Genomic DNA, 16446 nt, shown 5'->3' with positions numbered 1-16446 from the left:
CATGCTTAAGTTCGTATTACGTTTGTTCCTCCTTTTTCTTTTCGTGATACATATTCAACTAACAAGGGCAGAGGAAAAGGAAACAGATAATTCTTCTCTTATATCATCTCTCATCGCAAATTATCCCTTAACAGAAGATTTTTTTTTAAAGCTGGAAAAAATTGAAAAAGAATGTAAAAATTTACTTCCAGAAACAAAAAATAATCTTATAAGTTATGATTCTAGTATCCATTCTAGTATTGAAAATTACACTACCTATATTTCTAGTAAACCAAAACTTGTAAATATTTTAAAAGAAAATAATATAACACCGAAAGATTTTGCTTCAGGAACCTTAGCTCTTAAAGAAATATCAACGCTTCTCATATTTGTACCTGAAAAGGAATATTCTACTGAGAAAAATACTATATTTCTAAACAATCTTGAATTTGTTAAAAAACATTTTTTTAAAGCGACAATTCTTTTAGATAGCTGTGAAAAACTCATTTTGAGCAACTAATCAGCTATGAGACATTAAAAAATATCATCCCATTAATCTAATAAAAAAGTCCGTGCATTAAAAAATCACCGTGTTTTTATCATTCCTAATAATTGTGTTTATTTCGATTACATTTAACAAATGTTTTTCTAAAAATAAAGAATAACAGACGAAAAAATATTTATTGAAATTCAAAAAAGAAAGGATAATTTTAGTCATGTTTAAACTTCTATTGTGCTTTTTCTTCATTTTTCCTTTTGCATCATACGCTCAAGAAAAAAAACAAGAAATAGATGAGCTTTCTTTTATATCGCCTTTCATTGCAAATTATCCCTTAACAGAAGATCTTCTTTTAAAGCTGGAAAAAATCAAAATAGAATGTAAAAATTTATATTCAAAACCAGAACAAACGAATAAAAAAAGTGATTTAAATACTTATAATGATAATATTGAAAAATACGCTGCCTATATTTCTAATAATCCAAAACTTGTGAATATTTTAAAAGAAAATAATATAACACCGAAAGATTTTGTTGTTGCTCACCTAGCACTTCAAGCGACATTGTATGTACTTACTAATGAAGAAAATTCTACTTATGAAAAAAACTTTTTACCTTCAAGCAATATAGAATTTGCTAAAGAGCATATGTATAGAATAATAAAAATTTTAAAAGATAACTGTTAAAAAACATTTTTAGAACAATTGATTAACTTTGTAAACGCCGACAAATTTCATCTAATTGTTCTAATGAAGAGTAATGTATTTTTAAATCTCCACCTTTTTTACCATGTTGAATAATAACTTTCATTCCTATCACATCTGCAAGTAATTTTTCTAAAGATTTTGTTTCAGCATCTTTCTCCGAATTGGTACGTTTTTTAGTTTTAGGATTAGCTTGCTCATATGCAAGTATTTCTGTTTGACGTACAGAAAGCCCTTCACGAATAATTTTCTCAGCTAAATATTGTGGATTATCAACGGTTATAAGACAACGTGCATGACCTGCGGAAAGTTGTCCATCAGTTAAGAATTGTTGTACTTTTTCTGGAAGTTTTAACAAACGAAGCGTATTTGCAACATGACTACGACTTTTTCCTATAACTTGCGCTAAATCTACTTGCGTATAATCATGTTCATTTAGAAGCATCTCATATCCCTTTGCTTCTTCGATAGGATTAAGATCTGCACGTTGAACATTTTCAATAATTGCCAATTCCAAAGCCGTTTTATCATCTACATCGCGAATAATAACTGGCAATTGGTTTAAATTTGCACGTTGTGCTGCACGCCAGCGCCGTTCACCAGCAATCAATTCAAACCGATGAGGATGATCTCTTAAAGGCCTTACAATAATCGGTTGAACCACACCGTGTTGACGAATTGATTGTGTCAAATTATCAAGCTCTGTTTCAGTAAAATGACGCCGAGGATTATGAGGATTACATGAAATAGATTCAATTGGAATAAATTGCTCAGAAAGACTACCGGATTCATTTAATTTATCAAAGCTTGATGAACGTGCAATATTATTGTTTAAATTGATATCTCCAATCAATGCCGCTAATCCACGTCCTAGTCTTTTTTTTGAGAGATCATCATTCATAATTTTTCTCTTTGAATTTTTAGATTATTTTTTTATATTTCTAAGCAGCAGCGCGTGCTTGTTTTTCACGTTGAATCACTTCTGATGCTAGACGCAAATAAGCTTGACTTCCAGCACATTTGAGATCGTAAAGCAATACAGGTTTACCAAAAGAGGGCGCTTCTGATACTCTTACATTTCGTGGAATAACAGTACGATAAACTTTATCTCCCATAAAAGAGCGTACATCTTCAACAACTTGATTTGAAAGATTATTACGTCCATCATACATTGTTAGAACAATACCTTGGATCTCTAAAGATGGATTAAGTACGGATCGCACTTGTTTTACTGTTTCAAGTAATTGACTTAAACCTTCAAGTGCTAAAAATTCACACTGCATAGGCACTAAAACAGAATCCGCAGCCCCCATAGCATTAAGTGTTAAAAGATTAAGGGAAGGAGGACAATCAATTAAAACATAATTGAATTTTTTTTCCATTTCCGGATCATCATAGAGAGCTTTACGTAAGCGTTGTATGCGATCTTTTGATGAAGAAATTTCCATTTCCACTCCTAAGAGATCAAGTGTAGAGGGAACTATATAAAGATTGGGTACGGCTGTTTTTAAAGCCGCCTGTGTAATTGAAACGCCCGAAACCAAAACATCATAAGAAGATAAAGGACGGCTATTACGATCAATCCCTAAACCTGTACTAGCATTACCTTGTGGATCAACATCCATAATAAGGACATTTTCACCAATAGCCGCTAAAGCTGTAGCAAGATTAATTGCTGTGGTTGTTTTTCCGACTCCACCCTTTTGGTTTGCAATAGCGATAATTCGTGTTTCGCTCATTTTGCTCTACCCTCTATATGATCGAATATGAGAAATTTCCAAAATAACAGAATTTTCATCAACTTTACTTTTATGTTTTAACAGATCAAAGTGCCAATTGGCAGAGGCATTTTTTATTTCTGTAGCGTAATCCCGACCTTTTTGCAAAAGAGCTATTGTTTTTTCTGTTAATAAAGGAAAAATGAGTTGTAAAAGAGTATCAAGCGGCGCTAATCCTCGTGCCGTTATAATATCAGATATGGGAATTTTTTGATATATATCTTCAATTCTAGCGTGATAAACCGTTGCTGGAAGATTAAGTTGAGCAATAACTGTTCGCAAAAAAGCAACTTTTTTCCCATTACTTTCAACAAGATTAATATGTCCTGCTTTTTTTTCTTTCAAAAAGATAGCAATCACAATTGCAGGAAAACCTCCTCCTGATCCTAAATCACACCAATGTAAAGAATGAGCATACAAAGGAAAAATTTGTGCTGAATCTAAAATATGTCGTGTCCATAGATCTGGTATAGTTGTAGCAGATATCAAATTAATATGTGCATTCCATTGAAGTATTAAAGACTCAAACTGCATTAAATTTTCCATCGTTTCACGTGAAACAGAAGGAATAATATTTAATAATTGTTGATATTTTTTTTCTGTAGAAAAATCCATTAAGCTGTTTTAGCCTTTTCACGCCGTTGACGTTGAATATATGTAATAATAAGTGATAATGCGGCAGGAGTCATGCCATCAATTTTTTGTGCATCAGCAATTGAACGAGGCGATACTTCTTGAATTTTTGATTTAAGTTCATTTGAAAGACCTGAAATTGCCTCAATATTAAGAGAAGAAGGAATTTCTAAACGTTCATCTCTTTGAAGAGAGGCAATATCTTGTGCTTGTTTATCTAAATAAACCGCATATTGTGCTTCAATTTCTAAAGCTTCAACTGTTTTAGAATCAATTTCCTGTAATTGTGGCCATAAATGTGAAAGACGCTCTACAGTCATATGAGGATATGCAAGAAAATCATAAGCCGAACGCCGAATTCCATCATGGTTAACGTGTAATCCATGAGCAGAAGCTTCATTAGGTGTTAAAAAGAGATTTTGACATATCGATCGTGCTTGATCAAGCCGTTTTTGCTTTTTCTGATAATAATCCCAACGTACTTTACTCACAATACCCCATTCTTTTGCCAAAGGTGTTAGACGCGTATCAGCATTATCAGATCTTAAAGATAAACGAAATTCAGCACGTGATGTAAACATTCTATAAGGTTCACAAACACCACGTGAAACCAAATCATCAACCATAACACCAATATAAGCAGTAGAACGACTTATAAGTATTTCATCTAATTTACCTACCTTGCGTGCAGCATTTAATCCAGCTAAAAGACCTTGTGCTGCCGCTTCCTCATATCCTGTTGTGCCATTAATTTGGCCCGCTAAAAACAAACCTGGTAAAGAGCGTACTTCCAAACTTTTCGTTAATTGTTGAGGATTAACAAAATCATATTCAATAGCATAGCCAGGTTGCAAAACTGTAGCATTTTCCAATCCTTCAATGGTTTTCAATAAAGAAATTTGTACATCTTCAGGAAGAGAAGTAGAAAGACCATTTGGATAAACAGTATCATCATTTAATCCTTCTGGTTCTAGAAAAATCTGATGTCCATCACGTTCTCCAAATTTAACGATTTTATCTTCAATTGAAGGACAATAACGTGGTCCTAATCCTTCAATATTTCCAGAATATAAAGCAGAACGATAGATATTTTCGCGAATAATTTTATGTGTTTGTGCATTTGTACGCGTTATTGCACATTCAATTTGTGGCTGTTCAATTTTCTCTGTTAAAAGAGAAAAGGGAACGGGATTTTCATCTGCTTGTTGTTTTTGGAGAGTTTCCCAAGCAATTGTTTTTTTACTCAGACGAGCAGGGGTTCCTGTTTTTAATCGTCCAAGTTTTATATGATATTTTTTCAAATGTTCAGCAAGTTTCACACTTGACTGATCTCCCATACGACCAGCAGCCCATGTTTTATTACCAATATGAATAAAGCCATTTAAAAATGTACCTGTTGTTAAAACAACAGCACCAGAAAAAATTGTTCCTTGTTTTTTTAAAATTACACCTGATACACAATTATCTTTAACAACCAAATCAAGTACTTCATCCTCAATGAGAGTAAGATTTTCTTGTTCTTTTAAAAGTTTTTGAATTGCTTCTCTATAAAGTTGTCGATCTGCTTGTGTCCGTGGTCCTCTTACTGCCGGTCCTTTACGTCTATTAAGAAGTCTAAACTGAATTCCAGCAGCATCTGCTGCTCTTCCCATGAGACCATCTAACGCATCTATTTCACGAACCAGATGCCCTTTTCCAAGACCACCAATAGCAGGATTACACGACATTGTTCCCAGTGCTGATATTTTATGTGTAACAAGCGCTGTTTTGGCTCCTACACGTGCTGAAGCTGAAGCCGCTTCACAGCCAGCATGACCACCACCAACAATAATAACATCATATGATCGCATTTAATTCATTCCGTAGAAAATTTCTAAGGTTTCACGTGAAACAGGATATAAATTACATAATCTTTATAATCTGTCTATGAAATAATCAATGTTTCACGTGAATCATTATTTACCAACACAAAACTCTGAAAAAATGATATCAAGCAAATCTTCAACATCAATATCTCCTGTAATTTTTCCAAGAAAATCACTTGCACGACGGAGATGTTCTGCACGTAAACTGAGATCAAAAGAATGATAATTGAGAGCAAACTCAATCTCTTTAACAGCTTCTTTTAATAATTGAAGTTGCCTTTTACGTGCTGGAACAATATTTCCAATTTCAGAACCACGATGATGACAAAATAATTCAAGTTCTTTGATAAAAGAATCAAAATTTAAACCAGTTAATGCGGAAAATTGTATAGACCAACGCTGATCATTTTTTTCATAAAGATCAAGCTTATTACCAACACACCATATTTCAGCCGATGTTTCTGGTAAATCAACTTGCTTAGGATTTCCTATATCATAAACCAAAATAACCAAATCAGCTTCTCTAACATGCTGTTTAGCAACTTCTATTCCCATCTGTTCTATTTTATTTTCTGTTTTTCTAAAACCAGCAGTATCGGTTAAAAAAACAGGTAAACCACCAAGAATAATTCTCATTTCTAAAGCATCACGGGTTGTTCCTGCTTCTTCCGTTACAATAGCAACAGATCTTCCTGAAAGACGATTCATAATGCTTGATTTTCCAGAATTTGGAGCACCAGCAATAACAATTTTTAATCCATCACGTAAAATACTCGCACGTTCTCCTTCAGTAATATATTCTCTAATAGAAGTACAAAGATCCTCAACATCTTTCCAAACTTTATCAGATATTGCGTTGGGAATATCTGCTTCATCAACAAAATCAAGTTCTGCCTCAATAAAAGCACGCGCCTTCATAAGCTTATGACGCCAATCACGATAAAGCGTCGTTAAATGTCCACTTGTACCCATAACAGCTAAACGCCGTTGGCTTTCCGTTTCTGCTTCTATTAAATCAGCAAGACCTTCTGCTTGAACAAGATCTAATTTTCCTTCCATAAAAGCGCGACGTGAAAATTCACCTGCCTCTGCAATACGGCATCCAGAAAATGTTGACAATTCATCGAGAAAACGATTAACGACTGCTTTTCCTCCATGTAAATGGAATTCTGCACAATCCTCCCCCGTAAAACTATGAGGAGCAGGAAAAAAAACAGTTAAACCAGAATCTAAAAAACCACCATCACGAGCAGTAAGATTTCCATAATGCATAAAACGTGCTTTAGGTAAACGACCACAAAGCGTTTTAACTATATCCACAACATGAGGACCAGAAAGCCGAATGACTGCAACCCCTGAAGGTAACAATCCACTCGAAACAGCAAAGATTGTATCCACAGGTTTTATCCTAATAAAAACTTTAATGACTCTACGTATTCATTGAATCAAAAAATTCACTATTATTTTTTGTTTGCTTTAATTTATCAATCAAAAATTCAATTGCATCAGTTACATTCATAGATGCTAAAATACGACGAAGAACAAAAATTTTGTGTAAATCTTGTCGTTCTACCAGAAGTTCTTCCTTACGCGTTCCTGACTTTAAAATATCCATAGCAGGGAAAATACGTTTATCAGCAACTTTACGATCAAGAACAATTTCCGAATTACCTGTTCCTTTGAATTCTTCAAAAATAACCTCATCCATACGACTTCCTGTATCAATCAAAGCCGTTGCAATAATGGTTAAAGATCCGCCTTCTTCAATATTACGTGCTGCACCAAAAAAACGTTTTGGACGCTGTAGGGCATTTGCATCCACACCACCTGTTAAAACTTTACCCGAAGAAGGAACAACTGTATTATATGCACGCCCAAGACGTGTAATAGAATCGAGGAGAATAACAACATCACGCCCATATTCAACGAGACGTTTAGCTTTTTCAATGACCATTTCTGCCACTTGTACGTGACGTATTGCAGGTTCATCAAAAGTAGAAGAAACCACTTCTCCTTTTACTGAACGCTGCATATCAGTAACCTCTTCTGGTCGTTCATCAATTAAAAGAACAATGAGATAACATTCAGGATGATTAGTGGTAATAGAATGAGCAATATTTTGAAGTAAAACTGTTTTTCCCGTCCGTGGTGGTGCAACAATTAGTCCCCTCTGTCCTTTTCCCAATGGAGATATCAAATCAATCACACGTGATGACATATCTTTCTCTGTAGGATCTTGTATTTCCATTTGAAAACGTTCATTTGAATAGAGGGGAGTAAGATTATCAAAGTGAATTTTATAACGGATCTTTTCAGGTTTTTCAAAATTAATTGTATTAATTTTAAGGAGAGCAAAATAACGTTCTCCCTCTTTTGGACTACGTATGGGGCCTTCAATTGTATCGCCTGTTTTTAAAGAAAACGACTGTATTTGTGCAGGTGAAAGATAGATATCATCAGGTCCAGGAAGATAATTAGCATCAGCAGAGCGCAAGAATCCAAATCCATCTTGTAAAACTTCGACAACACCTTCTCCTATAATTTCGACGTCTTGTAGAGCAAGTTTTTTCAAGATAGCAAACATTAATTCTTGTTTGCGCATAAGGGAGGCATTTTCAACTTCTAATGTTTCAGCAAAAGAAACAAGCTCAACGGGATTTTTGCTTTTAAGTTCTTGTAGTTTCATTTTTTGCATGAAATATGCTCTTTGTAATTAAGGAGAAGATTGTTCTAAATAATTTATGGAAATTTATGAGTGAAATATTCTTTAAGAAAAAATATCCTACACTCAATTTTTTTAATCTGCAAGTACCATTTATATGAAATTTGTTCCTGTAATATTAAGTAATTATATGAAAAACTTGAAAAAATATAAAATCCAAATAGTATTTAATTATTTTAATAACAAAAATATGAGTTAAAATTATAGCATCAATGAAATGTTATTCAAAAGTATTTTTTACAGAAATTTATATTAATAAATTTATATTAAAGAAAGGATTATTCTTATTTATAACTGTGTTTAGTGTGGATTATTATTTATCCTCAATTTTATCCACAAAAGGAACTGAAAAAAGAATAAAAATAACACTATCTTAAAGATATTATCCCCTCTTTTTTATAAGAGGGATAATATTATCACAAGCATTTAATTTGTGCATAAAAAAGGAGAATTTTTCATAAATTTTAGTTTTATAAAAAACAGTGAGAATATATACACATGTCTTAACAAGGAGTTAAAATTTTTGTGACAAAAGAAAAAAAATTCTTTCATTTACACATGCTTTCTGATGCAACGGGGGAGACATTAATTTCTGTTGGAAGAGCTGTAGCATCCCAATATGCAATGTGTCAGGCAACAGAGCATATCTATCCTATGATTCGTAATAAAATACAGTTACAAAAAGTTCTTGATGAAATACAACAAGAGCCAGGTATTGTTCTTTACACAATGATTGATGAAGAACTTAAACTACTCCTTCAAAAAAAATGCAAAAAAATAGAAGTTCCCTGTATTGATATATTGTATCCTGTTCTAAATGCTTTTCAGTCTTACCTTGGAATGCCAACTCATTTACGTGTTAGTGCACAACATGATCTTAATGCAGATTATTTTCGTCGTATTGAGGCACTGGATTTTACAATAGAGCATGATGATGGACAGTCTTCCAGTAGCTTATCTGAAGCGGATGTAATTCTTGTAGGAATTTCAAGAACCTCTAAAACGCCAACAAGCATCTATTTAGCAAATCGTGGAATCAAAACGGCTAATGTTCCTCTTATTCCAGGAATTGATTTGCCAGAATCTCTTTTAGAGGTAAAAAATTCTTTAATTATTGGTTTAATTGCTTCAGCTGAAAGAATCTCACATATTCGTCAAAATAGAGATTTAGGAGAAGGTTTTGCTCTTGATAATTATACTAATCGTATCAGCATAGCTGAAGAATTAATCCATGCAAAACGCATTTGCGAACGTTTTGGTTGGCCTATTATTGATGTCACGAGGCGCTCTATTGAAGAAACTGCTGCTGCAATATTTGAACTTTTATCACGATTTCGTGAAGGAAAGTGAGAGAAAATCCTCATGGACGCAGATACGTTAATATTAGCATCTCTTAGTTTTTATCGTGCACAGTTGTTGAAAAAGGCAGGTTTAAATTTTTTAATTGAAGGCGCTTCTTTTGATGAGAGAGAAGTAGAAAAAACAACAAAAGAAAAAACACCTAAAGAACTTAGCTGTTTTCTTGCAAGTGCAAAAGCAAAAAATGTTTCAGATCGTTTTCCTGATGCTTTCGTTATTGGTTGTGATCAAGTTCTTGATTTGGAAGGTAAAGTTTTTCATAAAGCAAGAAATATTAAGGAAGCACATCAACGTTTATGTGAGTTATCAGGAAAAACCCATTCTCTTCATAGTGCGGTAGCTTTATTTAAAAATGGTCAAAAAATTTGGGTTGAAGCTTTTAGTGCACATATGTCTGTACGTTTACTCTCGTTAGAATTTATTGAACGTTATTTAGCACGCGTAGGAAAAGATGTTCTAAACAGCGTAGGAGTATATCAAATTGAAGGAGAAGGGATTCATCTCTTTGAAAAAATTGAAGGAGATTTTTTTACCATTGTTGGTTTACCTTTGCTGCCTCTACTCATAAAATTGCGCCACTTAGGAATTATTGATGGTTAACTTAATAATAAAAAAGACAAATTATCCGCGTGCTTTTGTTGTTGGTTCTCCTATTCATCATTCAAAATCGCCAAGAATTCACAATTTTTGGCTTAAACAATATAGTTTACAAGGAGAATACCTTGCACAGGAAGTAACATCCGAAGAATTTAGTCATTTTATTGTTTCTTTACAAAAAATGGGCTTTTGTGGAGGAAATGTTACTTTGCCTCATAAACAGGAAGCCTTTCGTTTAGCAGATTATAAAGACGAGAGAGCAACAATGATAGGTGCTGCTAATACACTTTGGTATGAAGGAGATAAACTTTGTGCCACAAATAGTGATGCCTATGGTTTTAGTGCTAATCTTGATGATTTTGCATCTGATTGGGGAGGGGAAACAGCTCTTGTTTTTGGGGCTGGGGGCGCTGCACGCGCTATCCTATATGCTTTAAAAAAACGCGGATTTGAACAAATTTATTTAATTAACCGTACAAAACAACGCGCTGATAATTTAGCTCAGCATTTTGGAAAGATCATTAAAGTTTACGATTGGCATAAAATCCATGAAATACTTCATCAAGCTGATTTAATTGTTAATACAACCTCTATTGGCATAAAAAATCCGGAAGAAAAAAGTGATTCTTTTTTTTGCGATTTTCATAAAGCAAAAACAACGGCATTAGTAACAGATATTGTTTATACACCATTGATAACTCCTTTTTTACAACAGGCAAAGGCTTGTGATCTCAAAACGGTTGATGGGCTTGGGATGCTTCTTCATCAGGCTGTTATAGGATTTGAACGGTGGTTTGGAATAAAACCACAGGTAACAAAAGCGTTAAGGACAGCCATTTTAGAGGATATGAGTGAAGAAAGAGAATGAAAATTATAGGATTAACTGGATCAATAGCTATGGGAAAATCAACAGTTGCTGATTTTTTCAGACAAGCGGGTATTTCTGTTTTTAGTGCTGATGAGGCGGTACAACAACTCTATAAAAGTGAGCCAGTTTTGTCACTCATAGAGCGTATTTTTCCTAGTGTTGTTGAAAACGATGAAGTTAACCGTTTGAAACTTTCTGAAATTTTGATTGATGATAAGGAAAAATTACAAACATTAGAAAAAATAATTCATCCTTTGGTGCAAGAAAAAGAAAAAGAATTTATTGATACAGCGCGCAAACAAGGGGAAAAATTAGTTATTCTTGATATTCCACTTCTGTTTGAAACAAATGGTGAAAATCGTGTAGATAGCGTTATTGTTGTTTCTGCTCCACCAGAAATACAAAAAGAACGTGTAATGATTCGCCAAGGTATGAATGAGAAAAAATTTGCCTTTATCAATGCCCAACAAATGCCAGATGAAAAAAAACGAGAACGTGCTGATTTTATTATTGATACAGGGAAAGATTTAGAAAATACCCGTCAACAGGTTTTTGATGTGATAAAAAAATTGCTAAAGAATTAAAATCATGCGTGAAATTATTTTTGATACAGAAACAACAGGTTTAGATAAAGAGAAAGATCGCATAATCGAAATTGGTTGTGTAGAAATGGTTGATCGTTATCTTACAGGGCGCCAATTTCATGTTTATTTAAACCCTGAAGGCGTTATTATTCCTGATGAAGTTGTAGCAATTCACGGATTAACCAATGAACGCCTAAAAAACGAGAAAAGTTTTAGTGATATTGTTGATGAATTTTTGGAATTTATTAATGGCGCGACAATGATTGCGCATAATGCGAGTTTTGATATTGGTTTTATTAATGCAGAATTAAAACGCGTCAATAAGCCGCTCATCAGTGTTGATAATATTCTTGATACATTGGCTATGGCACGGCGTAAATTCCCTATGGGTCCTAATTCTCTTGATATTTTATGCAAACGTTTTGGAATTGATAACAGCCATCGTGTTCTTCATGGTGCTTTACTTGATGCAGAGATTTTGGCCGATGTTTATATTGAATTGATTGGTGGAAAGCAGGGCATATTGGGTTTTGATAACAGAAAGAGTGTTGATGAACATACTCAAAGTGACAAAGATATGCCTTATGCAGTTAAATTTCGCCCACAGGCTTTACCTTCAAGATTGAGTGCGCAAGAAAAAAGATTGCATGCTGATTTTATCAATAAAATGGGTGAAAAAGCTCTGTGGAATAACTTCAAAGTTTATGAATAATATTCTTATCTTTTCTCTAAACAAGCTATTTAAGGTTAAAAATATAAAATATGGATACCAAAAAAAACGGTCGTTGTGGGGAGGGGAACACCACAACGACCTTGTCGTTACATTGTACCTCAGCTATCATAGGAGGAGCAAAATGAAAGCTATTAATCCTGTAACAGCAAAGAAAAGCTCTAGGTACTTAATATAAGTGCAACGACTTCATGTCTTATGGAAAGAAAAAATGGCTTTTTAGAGGCAAAGTAAAAAAATAAAATAAAAATGAAAAAAATATATACAGGTAATTTGTTTTTTAGCTGAAATGGAGAAATAAAATTATCATGAAAGCAACAGATCATCTTTTGTTGGTTGACGGATCAGGCTACATTTTTCGTGCTTACTATGCTTTGCCGCCTTTAAGACGTAAAAAGGATGGACTCCCTGTAGGAGCGGTAGCTGGTTTTTGTAATATGTTATGGAAATTACTTTGTGATGCTCGTAATACAGCTATGGGTATTATTCCAACACATTTTGCTGTTATTTTTGATTATTCATCTGATACTTTTCGGAAACAAATTTATCCTCAATATAAAGCGAATCGCGCTGAACCTCCTGAAGATCTAATTCCTCAATTTTCTCTGATACGCCAAGCAACAAAAGCTTTTAATTTGCCTTGTATTGAAAAGGAAGGTTTTGAAGCGGATGATTTAATTGCTACTTATGCAAAATTGGCAACGAAGGTTGGGGCAAAGACAACCATTATCTCTTCTGATAAGGATCTTATGCAACTCGTAAATACACATGTGTCCTTGTATGATGGAATGAAAGACAAGCATATAGGTATTTCAGAAGTTATAGAAAAATGGGGTGTTGAACCTGAAAAAATGATTGATTTACAAGCTTTGATTGGAGATTCAACGGATAATATACCGGGTATTCCAGGCATTGGTCCCAAAACTGCAGCCCAGTTGTTAAATGAATTTGGTTCTCTTGATCTTTTATTGCAACGCGTAACAGAAATTAAACAAACAAAACGGCGTGAAAACATTCAAGCTTATAGAGAACAAGTTAAAATGTCTCGTGAGCTTGTTAGGCTTAAAACAGATGTCCCTATAGACAGTGATTTAGATGATTTTATTTTGGAGCCACAAAATGGTCCGCGTTTAATTGCTTTTTTGAAAGCGATGGAGTTTTCAACATTAACGCGTCGCATAGCAGAGGCAACGTCATGCGATGCAGCTGTTATTGATGCACTTGATATAGATGTTGAATGGGAAAAACTAAGCTATGGACATGATTTAGATATAAAAAATACTGAACGTGCATCTTTTCATAATTTTTCTGAAAACTCTCCACAAGTTTTTGCACAAAAACGTAAAGATCAAGCACTGTCTCAAAAAATTACAAGAGATACTTACACAACGATTCTTGAGGAGGAAACTTTAAAAGAATGGTTATGGCAAGCACAAGAACAGGGCTTTTTTGCTTTTGATACTGAAACAACCTCTCTTGATCCGATGCAAGCAAAGCTTGTTGGTTTTTCACTGGCATTACAACCAGGAAAAGCAGCCTATATACCACTTGAACATTTTGAGGAAAAAGAGGACCTTTTAAGGGATGGGCGTATTGCCTCGCAGATTGAGATCCAAAAAGCTTTGGCACTTTTAAAACCGCTATTAGAAGATTCAGCGGTGTTAAAAATTGGTCAGAATATAAAATATGATTGGTTGGTGATGAAGCAATACGACATTGTTATACGTTCTTTTGATGACACTATGCTTTTGTCATATGCTTTTGATGCTGGAACTTTAACCCATAATATGGATGATTTGTCTGAACGTTGGCTTGGACATAAACCAATTGCCTATAAGGATTTAACGCATAAAGGAAAAAAAATTACTTCTTTTGCACAAGTAGATTTAAAACAAGCTACCCTTTATGCGGCGGAAGATGCCGATATAACGCTACGCCTTTGGCAAGTTTTGAAACCGCAACTTGTTGCTCAAAAAATGGCAAAAATTTATGATCGCCTTGATCGACCACTCGTAGAAGTTCTTGCAAGAATGGAAGAACGTGGGATTCTTGTTGATAGGCAGATTTTATTGCGCCTTTCAGGAGAATTGGCGCAAGCTACTTTGATTCTAGAAGAGGAAATTTACAAACAAGCTGGTGAAAAGTTTAATCTTGCTTCGCCAAAGCAATTGGGGGATATCCTTTTTAGCAAAATGGGATTATCTGGAGGCGCTAAAACCAAGGGTGGACAATGGTCAACTTCTGCACAGACCTTAGAAGAGTTGTCTGCTGAAGGTCATCTATTACCGCGTAAAATTATTGAGTGGCGTCAACTTGCAAAGCTAAAATCTACCTATGCCGATGCTTTGCCTTCTTATATTTTACCAAAAACAGGGCGTGTTCATACGAATTATTCTTTGGCAATAACATCAACAGGGCGATTGTCATCATCAGAGCCAAATTTGCAAAATATTCCAGTACGAACTGCTGAAGGACGTAAAATTCGAACAGCTTTTATTGCTCCCAAAGGGCACGTGTTGCTTTCTGCTGATTATAGTCAGATTGAATTACGCATTCTTGCACATATTGCGGATATAAAAGCATTAAAAGAAGCTTTTGCTAAAGGACACGATATTCACGCTATAACGGCGTCACAAATGTTTGGCGTTGCAATAGAGGGAATGCATTCAGATATACGACGGCGTGCAAAAGCGATTAATTTTGGTATCATTTATGGTATTTCAGCTTTTGGCTTAGCCAATCAATTAGGAATTTCACGCCAAGAAGCGGGTCGTTATATTCAATTGTATTTTGAAAGGTTTCCAGGAATTAAAGATTATATGGAAAAGACAAAAAACTTTGCACGTGAAAATGGTTATGTAGAAACAATTTTTGGACGTCGTATCCATTATCCAGAAATAAAAGCAAAGAACGTAAAAATTCGTTCCCTTAATGAACGGGCAGCTATTAATGCCCCGATTCAAGGCTCTGCTGCAGATATTATTCGCCGCGCTATGATACAGATGGAAGATGTTTTAAAAGGAGAAAATCTATCAGCAAAAATGTTGCTGCAAGTACATGATGAACTGATTTTTGAAGTACCAAAAGAAGAGAGTAAAAAAACCATGGACGTTGTTAAAAATGTTATGGAAAATGCTACAATGCCGGTTTTATCTTTATCTGTACCCCTTGAAGTAAAAGTCATGACAGCTCAAAATTGGGATGAGGCACATTAACTTTTTTTATTTATTTTATGTTCAAGAACATTCATGGCGTTGGCAAGATTAAGGTAGGCTTTTATAGGCAAATGATCTGAGGCAATACGTGCAAGTGGTGAATGATGATTTTCAATATTTGTTACCAATTGGTGGGGAAAAGCAAAAACGCGATCAAGGGCTAAAAGAGGAAAACGCGAAGGAAAGCTTGGCACAACTTCAAGTGTGTTATCAAAATAGGGAGAAAAATGGTTCAAAGATGAGCCTTTTCCTATCCGCCATTCATTAAAATCTCCAATGAGGAGTGTAGGCATAAGGGAGCGATTTTGCAAAATTGCAAGAAGCATTTTTGTTTGTTGTTTACGAGAATAACGTAATAAGCCAAAATGAGCCGCAATAATACGAATAGGGCCTGCTTGCATTTCCAATTCTACAATTACAGCCCCACGTGGTTCAATACCAGGAAGAGTGATTTGTAAAGTTTCACGTACATATCCCTTTCGCAAAAAAAGAGCGTTCCCATGCCAACCATGACCATGAGGTGACATGGTATTGAGAGGCACAGGAATCAAGCCAGTTTCAGCTTTTAATAGCTGAAGATTAATCAAGCCAACGCGCTCTCCAAAACGTTTATCTGCTTCTTGAAGAGCAAGGATATCAACTTGTAATTCATTAATAACACGTACAATACGTGTAGGATTAAAAATTTTATCAGTACCTACACATTTATGCACATTATAGGAAGCAACGGTTAGATCATAATTATCATTTGGCTTGATGATGTTTGGTTGATGATGAGAGCGGCTATAGATTGCCTTTAAAAGAGAATTATGGAGCTTTTGTTGGATAAAACCAGTAAACCAAGGAAACTTTTGCTTGTAAGGTATTTTTGTCATTTTGCGAAAAGAATATAATCTCTAAGAGGCAAAGGGTAA

Annotated in this window: 15 protein-coding genes; 8 read left to right on the top strand and 7 right to left on the bottom strand. The window is 34.5% G+C overall.

The window, feature by feature from the left end; all coding sequences use genetic code 11:
• Position 1 precedes the first annotated feature (1 nt).
• Both ACFINA_RS00725 and ACFINA_RS00720 read left to right on the top strand, forming a co-directional pair.
• Positions 2 to 499 carry a hypothetical protein gene (locus ACFINA_RS00725; protein ID WP_375606088.1) on the top strand — a complete coding sequence of 166 codons (498 nt, stop codon included), beginning with the start codon at positions 2 to 4 and terminating at the stop codon, positions 497 to 499.
• A 196-nt stretch (positions 500 to 695) separates the two neighbouring features.
• The gene (locus ACFINA_RS00720; RefSeq protein WP_375606089.1) at positions 696 to 1163 is read left to right on the top strand and encodes a hypothetical protein; all 468 of its coding nucleotides are present in this window, start codon (positions 696 to 698) and stop codon (positions 1161 to 1163) included.
• Positions 1164 to 1185: 22 nt separating this feature from the next.
• Here the strand turns inward: ACFINA_RS00720 and ACFINA_RS00715 are convergent, their stop codons facing one another.
• The 6 genes from ACFINA_RS00715 to rho all read right to left on the bottom strand — a co-directional run bounded on the left by ACFINA_RS00715 (position 1186) and on the right by rho (position 8152).
• On the bottom strand, positions 1186 to 2082 hold the full coding sequence (locus ACFINA_RS00715; protein ID WP_375607901.1) for a ParB/RepB/Spo0J family partition protein: 897 nt from the start codon (positions 2080 to 2082) through the stop codon (positions 1186 to 1188).
• 40 nt (positions 2083 to 2122) lie between these two features.
• A complete protein-coding gene (locus ACFINA_RS00710; RefSeq protein ID WP_375606091.1) occupies positions 2123 to 2920 on the bottom strand; it encodes a ParA family protein in 798 nt (265 codons plus the stop codon).
• Between the two features lie 6 nt (positions 2921 to 2926).
• On the bottom strand, positions 2927 to 3574 hold the full coding sequence (rsmG, locus tag ACFINA_RS00705; protein WP_375607902.1) for a 16S rRNA (guanine(527)-N(7))-methyltransferase RsmG: 648 nt from the start codon (positions 3572 to 3574) through the stop codon (positions 2927 to 2929).
• Complete coding sequence (gene mnmG, locus ACFINA_RS00700) at positions 3574 to 5442, bottom strand: tRNA uridine-5-carboxymethylaminomethyl(34) synthesis enzyme MnmG (RefSeq protein ID WP_375614919.1); 1869 nt, start codon at positions 5440 to 5442, stop codon at positions 3574 to 3576. The genes rsmG and mnmG overlap by 1 nt, the downstream gene beginning before the upstream one ends.
• Before the next feature lie 105 nt (positions 5443 to 5547).
• Entirely contained in the window at positions 5548 to 6855 is a 1308-nt protein-coding gene (gene mnmE, locus ACFINA_RS00695; RefSeq protein ID WP_375614918.1) for a tRNA uridine-5-carboxymethylaminomethyl(34) synthesis GTPase MnmE, read from the bottom strand.
• 31 nt (positions 6856 to 6886) lie between these two features.
• Positions 6887 to 8152, bottom strand: coding sequence for a transcription termination factor Rho (gene rho, locus ACFINA_RS00690; RefSeq protein ID WP_015857121.1), 1266 nt, complete (start codon positions 8150 to 8152; stop codon positions 6887 to 6889).
• A 552-nt stretch (positions 8153 to 8704) separates the two neighbouring features.
• Between rho and ACFINA_RS00685 the strand changes: the two genes are divergently transcribed.
• The 6 genes from ACFINA_RS00685 (at position 8705) to polA (ending at position 15532) form a co-directional block, all read left to right on the top strand.
• Positions 8705 to 9529, top strand: coding sequence for a pyruvate, water dikinase regulatory protein (locus ACFINA_RS00685; RefSeq protein ID WP_375606095.1), 825 nt, complete (start codon positions 8705 to 8707; stop codon positions 9527 to 9529).
• A gap of 12 nt (positions 9530 to 9541) precedes the next feature.
• The gene (locus ACFINA_RS00680) at positions 9542 to 10138 is read left to right on the top strand and encodes a Maf family nucleotide pyrophosphatase (RefSeq protein WP_375606096.1); all 597 of its coding nucleotides are present in this window, start codon (positions 9542 to 9544) and stop codon (positions 10136 to 10138) included.
• A complete protein-coding gene (locus ACFINA_RS00675) occupies positions 10131 to 11003 on the top strand; it encodes a shikimate dehydrogenase (RefSeq protein ID WP_375614335.1) in 873 nt (290 codons plus the stop codon). The genes ACFINA_RS00680 and ACFINA_RS00675 overlap by 8 nt, the downstream gene beginning before the upstream one ends.
• Entirely contained in the window at positions 11000 to 11587 is a 588-nt protein-coding gene (gene coaE / locus ACFINA_RS00670; protein WP_375608998.1) for a dephospho-CoA kinase, read from the top strand. The genes ACFINA_RS00675 and coaE overlap by 4 nt, the downstream gene beginning before the upstream one ends.
• A gap of 4 nt (positions 11588 to 11591) precedes the next feature.
• On the top strand, positions 11592 to 12299 hold the full coding sequence (gene dnaQ, locus ACFINA_RS00665; protein ID WP_375606099.1) for a DNA polymerase III subunit epsilon: 708 nt from the start codon (positions 11592 to 11594) through the stop codon (positions 12297 to 12299).
• A 326-nt stretch (positions 12300 to 12625) separates the two neighbouring features.
• On the top strand, positions 12626 to 15532 hold the full coding sequence (gene polA / locus ACFINA_RS00660; protein ID WP_375614917.1) for a DNA polymerase I: 2907 nt from the start codon (positions 12626 to 12628) through the stop codon (positions 15530 to 15532).
• Here polA and ACFINA_RS00655 read toward each other — a convergent pair.
• The gene (locus ACFINA_RS00655; protein WP_375614333.1) at positions 15529 to 16407 is read right to left on the bottom strand and encodes an endonuclease/exonuclease/phosphatase family protein; all 879 of its coding nucleotides are present in this window, start codon (positions 16405 to 16407) and stop codon (positions 15529 to 15531) included. The genes polA and ACFINA_RS00655 overlap by 4 nt on opposite strands.
• Between the last annotated feature and the right edge of the window lie 39 nt (positions 16408 to 16446).

The sequence above is a fragment of the Bartonella sp. AC10YNML genome (assembly GCF_042196825.1).
In the GTDB taxonomy this organism is placed as follows: Bacteria; Pseudomonadota; Alphaproteobacteria; order Rhizobiales; family Rhizobiaceae; genus Bartonella.
The sequence above is the reverse complement of the archived record's forward strand: the minus strand, read 5'-3'. Positions and strand labels throughout refer to the sequence as shown.

Excerpts from the sequence above, each read along its gene's own strand:
- rsmG (WP_375607902.1), bottom strand. The coding sequence starts at position 3,574 with ATGGATTTTTCTACAGAAAAAAAATATCAACAATTATTAAATATTATT.
- ACFINA_RS00720 (WP_375606089.1), top strand. The coding sequence starts at position 696 with ATGTTTAAACTTCTATTGTGCTTTTTCTTCATTTTTCCTTTTGCATCA.
- rho (WP_015857121.1), bottom strand. The coding sequence starts at position 8,152 with ATGCAAAAAATGAAACTACAAGAACTTAAAAGCAAAAATCCCGTTGAG.
- coaE (WP_375608998.1), top strand. The coding sequence starts at position 11,000 with ATGAAAATTATAGGATTAACTGGATCAATAGCTATGGGAAAATCAACA.
- ACFINA_RS00715 (WP_375607901.1), bottom strand. The coding sequence starts at position 2,082 with ATGAATGATGATCTCTCAAAAAAAAGACTAGGACGTGGATTAGCGGCA.
- ACFINA_RS00680 (WP_375606096.1), top strand. The coding sequence starts at position 9,542 with ATGGACGCAGATACGTTAATATTAGCATCTCTTAGTTTTTATCGTGCA.
- ACFINA_RS00710 (WP_375606091.1), bottom strand. The coding sequence starts at position 2,920 with ATGAGCGAAACACGAATTATCGCTATTGCAAACCAAAAGGGTGGAGTC.
- polA (WP_375614917.1), top strand. The coding sequence starts at position 12,626 with ATGAAAGCAACAGATCATCTTTTGTTGGTTGACGGATCAGGCTACATT.
- ACFINA_RS00675 (WP_375614335.1), top strand. The coding sequence starts at position 10,131 with ATGGTTAACTTAATAATAAAAAAGACAAATTATCCGCGTGCTTTTGTT.
- ACFINA_RS00725 (WP_375606088.1), top strand. The coding sequence starts at position 2 with ATGCTTAAGTTCGTATTACGTTTGTTCCTCCTTTTTCTTTTCGTGATA.
- mnmG (WP_375614919.1), bottom strand. The coding sequence starts at position 5,442 with ATGCGATCATATGATGTTATTATTGTTGGTGGTGGTCATGCTGGCTGT.
- ACFINA_RS00655 (WP_375614333.1), bottom strand. The coding sequence starts at position 16,407 with ATGACAAAAATACCTTACAAGCAAAAGTTTCCTTGGTTTACTGGTTTT.
- dnaQ (WP_375606099.1), top strand. The coding sequence starts at position 11,592 with ATGCGTGAAATTATTTTTGATACAGAAACAACAGGTTTAGATAAAGAG.